Below are 13,344 nucleotides of genomic sequence, written 5' to 3'. Positions count from 1 at the left end.
GGTCAGCCTTGGCCGGCCTTGTAGCCGACGCCGCGGACGGTCAGCACCACTTCAGGGTTCTCCGGATCACGTTCGACCTTGGACCGCAGCCGCTGGACGTGAACGTTCACCAATCGCGTGTCGGCGGCGTGCCGGTAGCCCCAGACCTGTTCCAGCAAAAGCTCGCGGGTGAACACCTGCCAGGGCTTGCGCGCCAAGGCCACGAGCAGGTCGAATTCCAGGGGCGTCAGCGAGAGGTGTTCGGAGCCGCGCGTGACGGAGTGGCCGGCCACGTCGATGGTGAGGTCGGCGATCTTGAGGGTCTCAGGCGCGTGTTTCTCGCCGATGCGCAGGCGGGCCCGGACGCGGGCGATGAGTTCCGCGGGCTTGAAGGGTTTGGGCACGTAGTCGTCCGCGCCGGACTCCAGGCCGCGCACGACGTCGGCCGTGTCCGATTTGGCTGTCAGCATCACGATCGGGACGTCTGCCTCGGCGCGGATGAGCCGGCAGACTTCGATTCCATCCATGCCGGGCAGCATCAGGTCCAGCAGCACCAGGTCCGGCTTGGCGTTGCGGAACGCCTCCAGCGCCTTGGCGCCGTCGTAGCAGAACACGGGATCGAAGTCGTCGTTGCGAAGGACGATGCCGATCATCTCGGCCAACGCCTCGTCGTCGTCAACCACCAGTACTCGAGCCTTCATGGCTCCCCCTTTCCCACGACGACGGCGAGCGGCCGCCGTCGTCCAACAACACTATAGGAGGCCATGGCGCGGCAGGGCCGCGCGGCGCACCGCGGGCACTAGGCTGGGTCCAAGATCGACTCGTGACTTGTCGACTCGTGACAATGGGGGAACCAGAGCCATGACGCAGCAACCGACCAACCCCTACGGCGAGTCCACGCCGCAGCAGGGCTGGGCGCCGCCCGCCCCGAATGCGTGGGGCCGGCCGTTTGCCGATCCCCACGCGGCGCACCCGGGCGGTCCCCCGCCCGGGCGCCACGGCTATTCGCCGCCGCCGAAGCCGGGCGTGGTGCCGTTGCGTCCGTTGGGCCTCGGCGACATGCTGGACGGAGCCTTCCAGTCGGTCCGGCGGAACGCCGGCGCCACTCTGGGTCCGTCCGTCCTGCTCCAGTTACTGTGCGGCGTGTTCATCGCGGCGCTGGGCGCACCCCTCTTTTCCGTGATGATGGCTCCGGAGGCGCTCGCCGGAGCCGCTCCCGACGACGCGGCGCTGGTGGGACCACTGATCCTGTTCGTGGTCGGAATCCTGGCGGCGGGGATCCTGTCCGGGGCTTTCCTCGTGTTTATCCAGGGCATGGTGACCGTTCCGGTGCTGCGCGCCACGCTGAACCTTCGGACGCCCCTGGGTCGCGCGTTGGCGTTGGCCCGGCCGGCGCTCGGCAGGCTCGTCGCCCTGGGCCTGCTCTGGGCGGCGGCCGGCCTCGTCGCCACCGCGCTTTTCGTGGGGGTGGTCGTCCTGGCCGTCGCGGTGGGCGACGCGGCCATCGGCATCCCGATCGTCGTCCTGGTGCTGCTCGGCCTGCTGGCGACGGGCATCTGGATCACCGTCCGGCTCTCGCTGTCCGCCCATGCGCTGGTCATCGAGAACCTGGGCGTGTTCGCTTCGATGGGTCGCTCCTGGAACCTGGTCCGGTCCAGCTGGTGGCGCTGCCTCGGCATCCTGCTGCTGACCGGATTGATCGTGAGCATCGCGACCAGCCTGATCACGACGCCGGTCAGTTTCGCGACCGGCCTGACCGGTGGCATCGTCTCCCCGGAGGACCCCGGTGCGCTGTCCGCCCTGGTCGGAAACCTGACCGTCGTCATGACGCTGCTCGGCGCCGTGGCGGCCGGCCTGGGGTTCGCGTACCAGTGCGCCGTTTCGTCCCTGCTCTACACCGACCTGCGCATCAGGGGCGAGGGATTCGACCTTGCCCTGCTGGACGAATTCGAATCGGGCACCGACCACGGTCTGCCCGGCGGCGGCGCGGCGGCCGCCGGACCCGGCGCGCGTTAGGGACACGCACGTGCCTGCCAGCGGGACCACGCCGACCGGTGCCTACGAACCTACCCTCGACGAGGCGCGCGGCGAGTTGGCCCGCGAGCTGGCGCGCCGCGAATACTCGGACGCGCTTCCGACCCCGGTCCTTGAGTTCCTCGAGTCGGCATGGCGGTCGTTCACGGACTGGCTCGCGGGCCTCGAGTCGCTCCGGCCAGGCCTGGGCGTCACCCTTTTGATGGTGGCGGGCGTGGCCGTCGCGATCGCCTCCGTGCTACTGGCGCGGCCACGCCTGGCGGGCCGGGCGACTCCGGTCGACGCCGACGTCGGGCTCGGCCTGGACAGTGCGATGTCGGCCCGGGACTATCGGGAACTCGCCGCCGTGGCGGCCGGGAACCGCGAGTGGGCGACCGCCTGCCTGCAGCGTTTCCGTGCGATGGTCAGGCGGGTCGAGGAACGGACGTTCCTGGACGAAAACCCCGGACGCACCGCGTACGAGGCTTCGGACCGCCTGCGGCTTCTCTTTCCCACCGAGGCGGACGCACTGGGATGGGCCGCCGGCCTGTTCAATGCCATCCACTACGGAAACCATGGAGCCGATATCGGCGACTGGCGCAGGATCGACGAGCTCGAGCGCCGGCTCGCCGCCGCCACGGCCGCGGGATCCGGCGACGGGACGCAGCCCCACCCCCTGCAGGCTCCGTGGTGAGCGCCGCCGTGACCGGCACGGCCGCGGACGGCAGGCGCACCGAGCGCGCCGCCACGCCGGAGAGCGCCTCCCGCATGTGGCGTCGGCTCTGGCTGCGCTGGCGGCTCTGGCTGGCCATCGGCGCCGTCGCATGCCTCGTCGGGGTGTTCTACGCCGTGTCCGGGCACGACGGGGACCGCCGTGTCCTCGGTCCGGACAACGCGGCCCCCGAGGGGGCCCTGGCCGTGGTTCGCGTCCTGGCGGGAAACGGAGTCGACGTGGCGGTTCCCGATTCGCTCGATGCCGCCCTCGCCATGGCCGCCGACGGCGCGGGCGCCACGCTGCTGCTCCACGATCCGGAGTCCATCCTCGACGCCGGGCAACTCGGCCGGTTGTCGGCCGCGGCCGACCGCACCGTGCTCGTCGAGCCGGGGTTCGAACAACTGCGTCCCTTCACCGACCGCATCCGCCCCGCTGGACCGGTCCGCGACGGCACGCCATCGCCCGTGGAGGCGAGTTGCGCGGCGCCCTTCGCCGCACAGGCGGCGGGCGTGGCCGCGGGCGGAAGGACCTACACGGGCGGTGCGGGCTGCTACGGCCATGCGCGGGCGGGCGGCACGGCGCACTCGGTGGCCTCGGACGGCCGCACCACCGTCCTTGGGCACACGGCGTTCCTGGACAACGCCAACGTCTTGGCGCAGGGGCATGCGGCACTGGCGCTCTGGACGCTCGGTGCCGAGCCGACTCTCGTCTGGTACCAGCCCACCGTGACCGACCTGGCGGCCCACGGGACCCCGGCGTCGCCCTTTGAACTCCTCCCCGGCTGGTTCGGGCCCGCGGCGACCTGGCTGATGCTGTTCGGCGTCGTCGCCGTGCTGTGGCGGGCGCGGCGCGACGGGCCGCTGGTGGTGGAGCCGCTCCCCGTCGTCGTGCCGGCTGCCGAGACGGCCGAGGGGCGCGCGCGCCTCTACCAGGACTCCCGCGCCGTCGCCGCGGCCACGGCCAGCCTGCGTTCGGCCTCGCTCACCCGGATGTCCCACCACCTCGGACTGGGCCGCGGCGCCACCACGGAAATGGTGGTCGCCACGCTGGTCCGGGCCGGCCATCGCACCGATGCGGAACTCCACCGGCTTCTCCGCCCCTCCGCCGTCACCACCGAGAGGCAACTCGTCGCGTGGGCCAACGAACTACACACCCTCGAACAGGAGATCGGAATCCCGTGAGCCAGCAAGTCCAAGACCCCGTCCGTGCACGCCAGGCCCTCCTCGACGTCCGCGGCGAGGTCGCCAAGGCCGTCGTCGGGCAGGACGCCACCGTCACGGGGCTGCTCATCGCGCTCCTTGCCCAGGGCCACGTCCTGTTGGAGGGCGTGCCCGGGGTGGCCAAGACGCTCCTGGTCCGTTCTCTGTCCGCCGCCTTGAGCCTGGACACCAAGCGCGTGCAGTTCACGCCGGACCTGATGCCCGGCGACGTCACCGGCTCCCTGGTCTACGACCAGAACTCCGCGGACTTCAGCTTCCGGGAAGGCCCGGTGTTCACGAACATCCTGCTGGCAGACGAGATCAACCGGACTCCCCCGAAAACCCAGGCCTCGCTCCTGGAAGCCATGGAGGAGCGGCAGGTCAGCGCCGACGGGGTCACCCGTCCACTCCCGGAACCGTTCATCGTGGCCGCCACGCAGAACCCCGTGGAATACGAGGGGACCTATCCGCTGCCCGAGGCCCAGCTGGATCGCTTCCTGCTGAAACTGACCATGGACCTTCCACCCCGCGAGGACGAGATCGAGATCGTCCGCCGGCACAGCGAGGGGTTCGACCCGCGCGATCTGCGCGGAGCCGGCGTGACCCCGGTGGCGTCCGCCGCCGACCTCGGCGAGGCCCGCGCGGCGGTCCGCGGGGTCACCGTCTCCCCCGAGGTCCTCGGCTACATCGTGGACCTTGTCCGGGCGACCCGGAACGCCCCCAGCTTCCAATTGGGGGTCTCGCCTCGCGGCGCCACGGCGCTGCTGAACACCTCACGCGCCTGGGCGTGGTTGAGCGGACGCGATTTCGTGTCGCCCGACGACGTCAAGGTGCTCGCGCTGCCGTGCCTTCGCCACCGCGTGGCCCTCCGGCCCGAGGCCCAGATGGACGGCGTCGCCGCGGACGACGTCCTCCGGTCGATACTCGCGACCGTCCCGGTTCCGCGCTAGGAGCGCCCGCCGTGGCCCTGACCCCGCGTTTCGTCTGGCTCTTCCTCGCCGGGCTGGTGCCCGTGGTGCTGTTCCCGTCGTCCGGGACGGTGGTGCTGGTCGCATGCTGCCTCGCGGCGCTGGCACTGGCCGACGTGCTGCTGGCGCCGTCGCCGCGCCGGGTGACGATCGAGCGTTCCCTTCCGCGTAGCGTGCGCCTCGGCGAGGCGGCCGCTTCGCGGCTGCTGGTGACGAACAACGGACGACGCCGGATGCGCGGGCAGGTGCGCGAGGGGTGGCAGCCGTCCGCGGGGGCGGCGCCTGCGCGCTTCGAACTGGTCCTGCCGCCGGGCGAGCGGCGGGTCTTCGAGACCGGGCTGCTTCCGCGGCGCCGCGGCGACCTGTCCGTCCACCACACCACCATCCGCAGCCGGGGACCGCTGGGGCTGGCCTGGCGCCAACTCACGCACCCGACCCCGGGCACGCTACGCGTGCTGCCGCCCTTCCACGCAAAGCGGCACCTCCCCTCCAAGCTCCGCCGCCTGCGGGAACTGGACGGCCGCGCCGCCATCCAGGTCCGCGGGGCCGGCACCGAGTTCGATTCGCTGCGCGACTACGTGCGGGGGGACGACGTGCGATCCATCGACTGGCGGGCGAGCGCGCGGCGGCAGAACGTCGTCGTGCGGACGTGGCGTCCGGAACGCGACCGCCGCGTCGTGATCGTGCTGGACACCTCCAGGACATCTGCCGCCCGCATCGCCGACGAACCGAGGCTGGACACCGGCATCGAGGCGGCCCTCCTGCTGGCGGTGCTCGCCGAGCGCGGCGGCGACCGGGTGGATTTCCTGGCCTACGACCGCCGCGTGCGGGCCCGCGTCGAGTCGGCGGCCCGGGGAAACCTGCTGACCCAGCTGGTGGACGCCATGGCGGCGCTGGAGCCCGAACTGATCGAGGCCGACTGGTCCCGGATTCCGGGCCAGATTCGCCTGGTCTCCAGCCACCGCTCACTGGTGGTGCTGCTGACGTCGCTGGACTCGGGGGCCGTCGAGGAGGGCCTGCTGCCGGTGTTGCCCGCGTTGACGGCGCAGCACGTGGTGGTCATCGCCGCGGTCAGGGATCCGGAGCTGGAGCACCGGCGCGGGGAGCTGGACTCCGCAACCGGCGTCTACCGCGCGGCCGCGGCGGAACGCGCCCTGCAGCAGCGCGAAGCCCTCAAGGAGGAGCTGCGTTCCCACGGCGCCGAGGTGGTGGACGCGGGACCGCTCGAACTGCCGCCGGCTCTGGCGGACACGTATATCCGCCTCAAGGCCACGGGACGGCTGTAGGCTGCGCGGTTTGGTGGCTAAGGCTGCGCCGTTTGGTGGCTAAGCCTCCGCGAGCACCTGGTTGAGGGCGTCCGCCGTCTGCGTCAGCCGCGTGAGGATCGTCCGCACCGCGGCGGGTTTCGCGTCGGCCAGTCCGCCGGTGGGCAAGAGTGTCAACGTCTCCAGGGTTCCCTGCTCGAGGCCGAGTTCGCGCCAGGGACGGAGGATGCGCTCCACCGCCCGAACCACCATGGGCGGTTCCTTCGATGGATCCAGCAATCCCAGCCAAAGTTGGCCGCCGGATTCGACGAGTCCCGCCGCGCGCTCCCACGCGCATCCGTCCAGGGTGCCGATGGGCAGGCAGATGCCATCCGATGCGGCCGCCGCCACGGCGTCGAACACGGTGTTGACATCAGCGGAGCGCGGTTCCGCCTTGAGGACGACGGCGGACGCGCCGGCGCCGCGGAGCGACTCGACGAGGAGCGACCATGCGTTCGTCACCTCGTTGCGCGGCACCGAGCGGAGCGTCCGGTATCCGCTTGCGGTCCGGACCGATCCGTTCAGGACATCCGAGATGCCCGGCTCCTCCATGACGACCGTGATCTTCCGGCGGCCGCTGGTCCTCATGACGTCGCGGACGTGGTCGGCGGATCCCGCCGCAAGCGACTCGGCGACATCGCGGCGTGCGCCCGCATCCGAGAGCGCGCGTTCGCCGTGGTGCAGGTAGAGGTCCCTGGCCATGGCCAACGGACCGCGGATCTGGATCTTGAGGCCCTGCCCGGGGTTTTCCTCCGCGCCCACCACGTCCGCCAGCACGTTGAGGTCCGTGGACAGCGCCGAGACGGCCCGTCGGTGGTCCTGTCCCGGACGATCCACGATTCTCCAGCCGAAGGGCTGGACGTCGACGTATAGCCCCTCAAGCATGGCCGCGCTGCGTCCGACGTCGTCCGATCCGACGCCACGATCCGGGAGCTGGACAAGGTGCGGAAGGTTCGGCTCCCCCAGTTCGCCGCGCACGATCCGTGTCGCCTCCACCGGGTCGACGCCGGGCATGGGCCCGTGGGCGGTGGCGCGGACGCCGGTCAGGATGCCTCGCCCCGATCCGGCGCATGCGACTCCGAGATCGCCTGGTGGTGCCTGATGACCTCGCTGATGATGAAGTTCAGGAACTTCTCGGCGAATGCGGGATCGAGCTGCGCCTCCTCGGCCAGCCGTCGCAGGCGGGCGATCTGCGCGACCTCCCGGCCGGGATCCGCCGCGGGAAGCTGGTGCCGGGCCTTGAGGTAGCCCACCCGCTGCGTCGCCTTGAACCGCTCGGCCAGCAAATACACGAGTGTGGCGTCGATGTTGTCGATGCTGCCGCGGACGGACAACAGCTCCTCCATCACGGCCTGGTCGATGTCGCCCCGGAGGGAGCTCGCGGACGGATCGTAGTCGGGCGTCGCGGCGGCGGCGGTGTCCGCGGCGTCGCCCGTTTCCAGCTGGTCGCTCATGCCTGCAAGTCTAGTGGCCGCCCCGGACCGTCCCGACCCCTGTTACGCCGCCGGGCATGACGTCCCGACGCCGCGCGTCGCCTATGGTTAAGGGCCATGATGACTCGACGCGACGCGGCCATTGCCCTCGATATACCGCTGGAAATGGCCCAGCGCCACGGAATCCCCTCGCGGCTGGGCGAGGACGAGCTCGCGGCCATTCTGGCGGAACCGCCCGCGTGGCTTGTCCAGTCGCGTGCCAACCGCCAGGGCAAGCGCCCGGTGTGGGTCCATCTGACCTGTGAGGTGTGCGGCTATTCGGAGGCGGCGCGGCCCAAGAAATGGTGGCCCGAATTCGATTTCGTCCACTGCGCGGACCACTCGCCGCGGGAACTGCCCGCCGTCGCGGAAGGCCGCGTGCGCTGCGAATACGAAGAGATCGGCACCCGCATGACCGGCGTGGTCGACGAATCCGTCTAACGGGGTTCCCCGCGCGCGAACCGCGTTAGGAGACGGCCGCGGGATCCCACGCCAGACTGCGCGCGGTGTCGATCGTCGCCTGGCCCAGGACCCGCGTCCCCTGGTAGAGGACCATGGTTTGTCCCGGCGCCACTCCGCGTAGCGGTCCGTTGAGGTTCACCACCAGTTCCGCACCCTCGACCACCGCGGTGGCCGGGACGGGGTCCGCGTGGGCGCGGACCTGCACCATGCATTCGAACCTGTCGCCCGACACCGCGGCGTCGATGGGCAGTCCGGCCCAGCTGACCTTGATGCCGCGCAACCGGTCGACCTCCAACAGCGCCTCCGGCCCCACGATGACCTGGTTCTCCTTGGGCCGGATCTCCAGCACGAAGCGCGGCTTCCCGTCGGCCGCCGGGCGGCCGATCTTGAGTCCCTTGCGCTGTCCGACCGTGAATGCGTTGGCCCCCGGATGGCTCCCCAACGCATTGCCCTCGTGGTCGAGTATTTCGCCCTCGCTGAGGTCGATCCGCTCCTCGAGCCAGCCGCGCGTGTCCCCGTCCGGGATGAAGCAGATGTCGTGGCTGTCGGGCTTGTTGGCCACGGACAGCCCCCGGCTTTCCGCCTCGGCGCGAACCTCGGCCTTGGAGGGCGTCTCGGCCAGCGGGAACAGCGAATGCCTGAGCTGCTCGTGGGTCAGTACGCCCAACACGTAGGACTGGTCCTTCGCCCAGTCCGCGGCGCGGTGGAGCTCGCGGTTTCCGTCCGCGACCTCGACGACCTTGGCGTAGTGCCCGGTGCAGACAGCGTCGAAACCGAGGGCGATCGCCTTCTCCAGCAGGGCGGCGAACTTGATGCGCTCGTTGCAGCGCATGCAGGGATTCGGCGTCCGGCCGGCGGCGTACTCGCTGATGAAGTCGTCGACGACGTCCTCCTTGAACCGCTCGGAGAAGTCCCACACGTAGTACGGGATGCCCAGGACGTCGCACGCGCGCCACGCGTCGTTGGAGTCCTCCACCGTGCAGCAGCCGCGGCTGCCGGTGCGCAGTGTGCCCGGCATTCGGCTCAACGCCAGATGGACGCCGACGACGTCGTGTCCGGCATCAACGGCGCGCGCCGCCGCCACCGCGGAGTCGACTCCGCCGCTCATCGCTGCCAATACCCTCATGCCGTAAATCCCGTTCCCGCCGTTTGTATGCTGCTCGGTCGTGCCGCCATGCCTGCCCGTTGGGCCCGTGCGTATGCCTCGGGCACGGCGGCCACCACGGTATCAACGTCCGCCGCCGTCGTTGTATGCCCGAGCGAGAAACGCTGCGCCCCGCGCGCGACGGCCTCTTCCAACCCCATGGCCAACAGGACGTGGCTCGGGCGCGGGACCCCGGCCGTGCAAGCAGACCCCGTGGAGGACTCCACGCCGAGCATATCCAGCACGAACAGCAGTGAATCGCCCTCGCACCCGGGGAACGTGAAGTGGGCGTTGCCCGGGAGTCGCGCCCCGGCATGCCCCGGGTCCCGGACGCCGCTGAGCCGTGCCTCCGGAACGGCCGCCAGGACGCCGTCGATCAGCCGGTCGCGCAGCCCGGCCAGCCGCTCGGACTCCGTGTCGAGTTCCGCGGCCGTGCCCCGCGCGGCCTCCGCGAACGCCGCCGCTGCCGCTGAATTCAGCGTTCCCGAACGCAGTGCGCGTTCGTGCCCGCCGCCGTGCTGCACGGGCGTCAGGACCACGTCGCGGCGCACGAACAGCGCACCGATGCCGACGGGTCCCCCGATCTTGTGCCCGCTGACCGCCATGGTCGCCAGGCCGCTGCGGCTGAAATCGACGGGCACCGCAGTGAAGGCCTGCACCGCGTCGGAATGCACGGGGATGCCATGCTCGGCCGCCGCGCCCACGACCTCGTCGATGGGTTGCACGGTCCCCACCTCGTTGTTGGCCCACATCACCGCGACCAGCGCGACGGACGCCGGATCCCGGTCGATTTCCGCGCGCAAGACGTCCACGTCGACGCGTCCCTCACCGTCTACGGGCAGCCACACCGCCTCGGCGCCCTCGTGCGCCTGGAGCCATTCGACCGTGTCCAGGACCGCGTGGTGTTCGACGGCGGAGCACAGGATGCGCACGCGCCGACCGTCCGCGCCGGAGCGGTTCCAGAAAAGTCCCTTGATCGCCAGGTTGTCCGCCTCGGTCCCGCCGGAGGTGAAGACCACCTCCGAGGAGTGCGCGCCGGCAGCGGCAGCGAGCCGTTCCCGCGCGTCCTCGACCACCCGGTGCGCCCGCCGGCCCGCGCCGTGCAGGGACGAGGGGTTGCCGGTGCTGCCCAACTCGCGCGTCATCGCGGCGAGCGCGGACGCCGCCATGGGCGTGGTCGCGGCATGGTCCACGTAGACGGGCTGGTTGGTGGGCATCCCCCGATTCTACCGACTGACCGGCGGCGCCGTCTTCCCAGCGGATTGTCCCCCGCGGCGCCGCCGGGACTACAGCATCGGCAACTCGGGTTTCGGATTGAGGGCGTCCCCGTCGGCGTCGAGCCGCGATCCCGCCTCCACGGCACGCACCTCGAGTTCCGGATGTTCGGCGAGCGCCGCCACCAGCGCGGCGCTGCCGCCCACGACGGTGCTGTCCTCGTAGAGTTCGGTCGACACCAGCCAGGCGTGGTCGGCCGGCCAGGCCAGGTTCGGCGCCTGCCGCTCCTCGAAGGCCGTTCCGCGTTTCCACAGGGGCCGCGCAAGGTCTTCGGCGGTCCCGGAGAAGACGTAGAACGCACGGTATCCGGTCGGCCCCAACTCCAGGAGGGGGCCGCCCAGCACGTCGGGGCCGAAGGCGGGTCGCTTGGCCTCCGCCTCCAGCGCCCGGTGGTGTTCCAGGCGCGCCTGCGCATCGCCGTCGGTCGCTTCCGCGCCTTCCTCCGCGGAGAGGATGGAGATCGCCTCGCCGCCGTGGATGAACGCGTATCCGTTCCACAGGGCCAGGTAGATCTCCGCGGGCGTTTCGGTGTGTCCGGCCAGGACGCCGGCGAGCGCGGCCAGATCCGGCTGGGGCAGGCCGTCGCCGGAGGGCGGATCGCCCTCCCACGCGTCTTCCGCCCAGGGGTGCCCGGATTCGTCCAGGCCCGAGACGGACGCGAACTGCGCCTCACCGTGGAGCCGCGTGCCCCGGCGCTCGGCGATTGCCGCCCATCGCACGGGGCGGCCGTCGTCGTCGAGCGCCGGGTGGAAGATCCTTGCGTAGGCCTCGAAGACTGCGGGGACCTGGCCGGCCACCGTGTCCCCCGCGTGCGGATCCCCCGCCGTTCCGGCCAGCGCGTCCACGATCCAGCGTCCGGGCCCGGGCCCGGCAAAGTCCAATGCCATGCAACCACCCTAGCGGCCGCCGGTTCGCGGCGGCTGCTGGTATGAATGGAGTAATCCGCCCGAAGGAGCCACGCCGTGAGCATGTACCTGCCGCAACTTTTGCACCCCGTGCACCACTTCGCGCACCGCACCATCGACTTTTCGCGCCGGGTCGCGCTCATGGCGATCGTCAACCGCACACCGGACAGCTTCTACGACGGCGGGGCCACCTTCGCGCTCGACGCCGCCGTCCGCGCGTGCCTGAAGGCGGTCGACGACGGGGCGGACTGGCTGGACATCGGCGGCGTCCCGTTCGCCCCTGGCCCCGCGCTGGGCTGGGAAGAGGAGGCGGAACGCGTGGTTCCGGTCATCGAAGCGGTCCGTTCCCGCTCCGACGTCGTGATCTCGGCGGACACGTTCCTTCCGGGCGTCGCCGCCGCAGCCATCGAAGCAGGCGCGGACGTCATCAACGACACCACGGGCCTGAGCCACCCGGAACTGGGTTCGGTGGTCGCCGAACGCGGCGTGCACCTGGTGCTCACGCACTCCCTCGCCGCGCCACGGACGGTCTTCCCGCGACCGACCTACGGGGACGTCGTCACGGAGGTCCGCGACTACCTCGCGGAGAAGGTGGACGCGGCGCTGGGCCTCGGCGTCGCGGCCGACAGGCTGATCATCGATCCGGGCCACGACCTGAACAAGAACACCCGGCACACGCTGGAGATCACCCGGCGGTACGAGGAGATCGCGGCCCTGGGCTACCCGTCGCTCGCGGCGGTCTCCAACAAGGACTTCATCGGCGAGACGCTGGACCTCCCCAAGACGGAACGGCTCGCCGGGTCCCTCGCGGCCGCCACCATGTGCATGCTCAACGGGGCGCGGATCATCCGGATGCACAACGTACCGGAGGCGGCCTCCGCGGTCCGCCTGGTCGAGGCGGCCATGGGGTGGCGCGAGCCCGCCTACCTCCGGCACAACATGGGTGAGCTCAACGATCCGGCCCACCCGGCGCCAAGCGCCCCGCGTTTGGGCTAGGTTGGCCCCATGGTTCACCAGCCGACTCCGGGCTCCGCCCCACTGGACGACGACGCGCTTCTCGCCCTCTACGCCCCGCCACCGGGCGGCGAGGTCTGGACGCGCTTCAACTTCGTGTCCACGCTCGACGGCGCGGCCACGCACGACGGCACGTCCGGGGAACTCGGCACGCCCGCGGACGAGCGGATCTTCGCCCTGTTGCGCCGGCATGCGGACACGATCCTCGTCGGCGCCGGCACGGTCCGCGCGGAAGGCTACGCGGGCGAATTGGTCGACGCCGCGGGGCAGTCCTGGCGGCGTCGGCGGGGCATGCCCGCCCACCCGGGCATCGCCGTCGTCTCCGCCGGCCTCGGGCTCGATCCAGCGGCGGCGTTCTTCACGGAGGCTCCGGTGCGCCCGGTCGTCCTGACCGCAGGGGAAGCGCCCGCGGACCGCAAGGCGGCGCTGGAGCGGGTCGCCGACGTCGTGCCCTGCGGCTCCGGACGCGTGGACCCCCGGCTCGCGGCGGCCGAACTGCTCCGTCGCGGACACCGGTGCATCCATTCCGAGGGCGGGCCCACGCTGTTCGCCGACTTCCAGGACGCGGACCTCGTGGACAGCCTGTGCCTGACGCTCAGCCCGCTGCTGGCCGGAGGGGATTCCCGCCGAATCGCCGAGGGCGCGTCCGGCCATGCGCTGCGGCGGATGTCGCTGAACGTCCTGCTGGAGGAGGACGGCGCGCTCTTCCTCGAGTACCGCAAGGCGGGCGCCGCCACGCCCTCGGATCCGGGGCTCCGCGCCTGAGGCCGGAACGTTGCCGGCCGGCGCGTCGTTAACCCCGGAGGCACGACGCCCGGATCGACACATACCGGGGCTTGGGTAGGATTCGTTCGGCGGGTCGGCCCAAGCCGGGGCACCCGCGTGGACACGCAA

Annotated in this window: 14 protein-coding genes; 8 read left to right on the top strand and 6 right to left on the bottom strand. The window is 71.4% G+C overall.

Going from position 1 to position 13,344, the window contains the following annotated elements; genetic code table 11:
• Positions 1 to 2: 2 nt before the first annotated feature.
• Positions 3 to 680, bottom strand: a complete 678-nt coding sequence (gene mtrA / locus ACHAAJ_RS03390) for an MtrAB system response regulator MtrA (RefSeq protein WP_435726503.1) — start codon at positions 678 to 680, stop codon at positions 3 to 5.
• Between the two features lie 160 nt (positions 681 to 840).
• Between mtrA and ACHAAJ_RS03385 the strand changes: the two genes are divergently transcribed.
• The 5 genes from ACHAAJ_RS03385 to ACHAAJ_RS03365 are packed head-to-tail and all read left to right on the top strand — an operon-like array spanning position 841 to position 6,160.
• Positions 841 to 1,995: a DUF7847 domain-containing protein gene (locus ACHAAJ_RS03385; protein WP_435726502.1), complete on the top strand. Its 1,155-nt coding sequence runs from the start codon at positions 841 to 843 to the stop codon at positions 1,993 to 1,995.
• A gap of 10 nt (positions 1,996 to 2,005) precedes the next feature.
• Positions 2,006 to 2,686: a DUF4129 domain-containing protein gene (locus tag ACHAAJ_RS03380; RefSeq protein WP_435726501.1), complete on the top strand. Its 681-nt coding sequence runs from the start codon at positions 2,006 to 2,008 to the stop codon at positions 2,684 to 2,686.
• Positions 2,683 to 3,888: a DUF4350 domain-containing protein gene (locus ACHAAJ_RS03375; protein ID WP_435726500.1), complete on the top strand. Its 1,206-nt coding sequence runs from the start codon at positions 2,683 to 2,685 to the stop codon at positions 3,886 to 3,888. Before ACHAAJ_RS03380 ends, ACHAAJ_RS03375 begins: the two co-directional genes overlap by 4 nt.
• Positions 3,885 to 4,856 (top strand): AAA family ATPase, encoded by a 972-nt coding sequence (locus tag ACHAAJ_RS03370; RefSeq protein ID WP_435726499.1) that lies wholly within the window; start codon positions 3,885 to 3,887, stop codon positions 4,854 to 4,856. Before ACHAAJ_RS03375 ends, ACHAAJ_RS03370 begins: the two co-directional genes overlap by 4 nt.
• Positions 4,857 to 4,867: 11 nt before the next feature.
• The gene (locus ACHAAJ_RS03365) at positions 4,868 to 6,160 is read left to right on the top strand and encodes a DUF58 domain-containing protein (protein WP_435726498.1); all 1,293 of its coding nucleotides are present in this window, start codon (positions 4,868 to 4,870) and stop codon (positions 6,158 to 6,160) included.
• A 39-nt stretch (positions 6,161 to 6,199) separates the two neighbouring features.
• Here ACHAAJ_RS03365 and ACHAAJ_RS03360 read toward each other — a convergent pair whose 3' ends face one another.
• Together ACHAAJ_RS03360 and ACHAAJ_RS03355 are read right to left on the bottom strand one after the other, a co-directional pair.
• A complete protein-coding gene (locus ACHAAJ_RS03360; protein WP_435726497.1) occupies positions 6,200 to 7,192 on the bottom strand; it encodes a uroporphyrinogen decarboxylase/cobalamine-independent methonine synthase family protein in 993 nt (330 codons plus the stop codon).
• A 29-nt stretch (positions 7,193 to 7,221) separates the two neighbouring features.
• On the bottom strand, positions 7,222 to 7,632 hold the full coding sequence (locus ACHAAJ_RS03355) for a chorismate mutase (protein WP_435726496.1): 411 nt from the start codon (positions 7,630 to 7,632) through the stop codon (positions 7,222 to 7,224).
• Between the two features lie 96 nt (positions 7,633 to 7,728).
• Here ACHAAJ_RS03355 and ACHAAJ_RS03350 point away from each other — a divergent pair, with 96 nt between their 5' ends.
• Positions 7,729 to 8,091, top strand: coding sequence for a hypothetical protein (locus ACHAAJ_RS03350; protein WP_435726495.1), 363 nt, complete (start codon positions 7,729 to 7,731; stop codon positions 8,089 to 8,091).
• A 25-nt stretch (positions 8,092 to 8,116) separates the two neighbouring features.
• Here ACHAAJ_RS03350 and mnmA read toward each other — a convergent pair whose 3' ends face one another.
• The 3 genes from mnmA to ACHAAJ_RS03335 all read right to left on the bottom strand — a co-directional run bounded on the left by mnmA (position 8,117) and on the right by ACHAAJ_RS03335 (position 11,418).
• On the bottom strand, positions 8,117 to 9,238 hold the full coding sequence (gene mnmA / locus ACHAAJ_RS03345) for a tRNA 2-thiouridine(34) synthase MnmA (RefSeq protein WP_435726494.1): 1,122 nt from the start codon (positions 9,236 to 9,238) through the stop codon (positions 8,117 to 8,119).
• A complete protein-coding gene (locus tag ACHAAJ_RS03340) occupies positions 9,235 to 10,473 on the bottom strand; it encodes a cysteine desulfurase family protein (RefSeq protein ID WP_435726493.1) in 1,239 nt (412 codons plus the stop codon). Before ACHAAJ_RS03340 ends, mnmA begins: the two co-directional genes overlap by 4 nt.
• Positions 10,474 to 10,542: 69 nt before the next feature.
• Positions 10,543 to 11,418 carry a hypothetical protein gene (locus ACHAAJ_RS03335; protein WP_435726492.1) on the bottom strand — a complete coding sequence of 292 codons (876 nt, stop codon included), beginning with the start codon at positions 11,416 to 11,418 and terminating at the stop codon, positions 10,543 to 10,545.
• A gap of 81 nt (positions 11,419 to 11,499) precedes the next feature.
• On the opposite strand from ACHAAJ_RS03335, the gene folP reads away from it, so the two are divergent.
• Entirely contained in the window at positions 11,500 to 12,432 is a 933-nt protein-coding gene (gene folP / locus ACHAAJ_RS03330; protein WP_435726596.1) for a dihydropteroate synthase, read from the top strand.
• Positions 12,433 to 12,441: 9 nt separating this feature from the next.
• Complete coding sequence (locus ACHAAJ_RS03325) at positions 12,442 to 13,215, top strand: pyrimidine reductase family protein (protein WP_435726491.1); 774 nt, start codon at positions 12,442 to 12,444, stop codon at positions 13,213 to 13,215.
• Positions 13,216 to 13,344 lie beyond the last annotated feature (129 nt).

This window comes from Arthrobacter arnarulunnguaqae (assembly GCF_051262515.1).
Taxonomy (GTDB): domain Bacteria; phylum Actinomycetota; class Actinomycetes; order Actinomycetales; family Micrococcaceae; genus Arthrobacter_N.
This window is presented reverse-complemented; position numbering and strand designations above follow the sequence as displayed.